Here is a 1011-nt window from a genome sequence, read left to right as displayed (position 1 = left end):
GTTAACGATTGACGCAACTAAAGCAGCACGTGAAAATAAAAAATCGGACGTGGGATTTTAGTCCTGCCTTGTTAACGATTGGCGCAGCTAAAGCAGCACGTCCTATTTACTTTTTAGATTTTCATACAATAGTCAGGGTTAGAGTATTGACCCCAATGCTATGACTTATAAACCGTTACGGCCTTCAATCATCAGGCGTTTCATCTCTGTGACCGCGTGTGCAAAACCATCAACCAACGCACGTGCAACAATGGAGTGACCAATATTAAGCTCGATAATTTCAGCAATCGCAGCAATCGGTTTCACGTTATGATAGTTAAGACCGTGCCCCGCATTCACTTTAATACCCGCTTTATGTGCATAAGTAGCGGCCTGTTTAATACGTTCAAGTTCACGCGCTTGTTCATCTTCATTATGTGCATCAGCATATTGCCCAGTATGAAGCTCAATATAAGCAGCACCCGTTTTAATGGCAGCATTAATCTGCTCATTTTCTGGATCAATGAACAACGAGACTTGAATGCCCACCGCATTTAAACGTGCTACTGCAGAAGCTGTTTTTTTAAATGTACCAGCAACATCTAACCCACCCTCTGTGGTTAACTCTGCACGTTTTTCAGGCACTAAACAGACAAAAGTAGGTTTGGTTTGAATCGCGATATCAATCATTTCATCGGTGACGGCAATCTCTAAATTCATGCGTGTTTGTAGCGTTTGTGCAAGCACCGCGACATCTCTGTCATTAATATGGCGTCTATCTTCACGAATATGAATAGTAATACCATCTGCGCCCGCTGTTTCAGCAATCGCGGCCAGATGAGCAGGCTCAGGATAACAAGTACCACGCACATTACGCAGTGTTGCGATATGGTCAATATTAACGCCTAACAGTAATTTGCTCATTTTAAAATCTCTCTATTTCGTTGCGCTAAAAAGAGCGCGACTATGTAATGGTTTGCCACCTAATCAAAATAGTTCGATGGGCTAATGCTTGTCGGCAAAATCGTTTTG

General features: G+C 42.5%; 1 protein-coding gene. It reads right to left on the bottom strand.

Features of this window, described 5'->3' with window-relative positions:
* Window positions 1-165 precede the first annotated feature (165 nt).
* Window positions 166-903, bottom strand: a complete 738-nt coding sequence (gene pdxJ / locus G322_RS0119535; protein ID WP_022943319.1) for a pyridoxine 5'-phosphate synthase — start codon at window positions 901-903, stop codon at window positions 166-168.
* Window positions 904-1011 lie beyond the last annotated feature (108 nt).

The organism is Psychromonas hadalis ATCC BAA-638 (assembly GCF_000420245.1).
Classification (GTDB): domain Bacteria; phylum Pseudomonadota; class Gammaproteobacteria; order Enterobacterales; family Psychromonadaceae; genus Psychromonas; species Psychromonas hadalis.
This window is presented reverse-complemented; position numbering and strand designations above follow the sequence as displayed.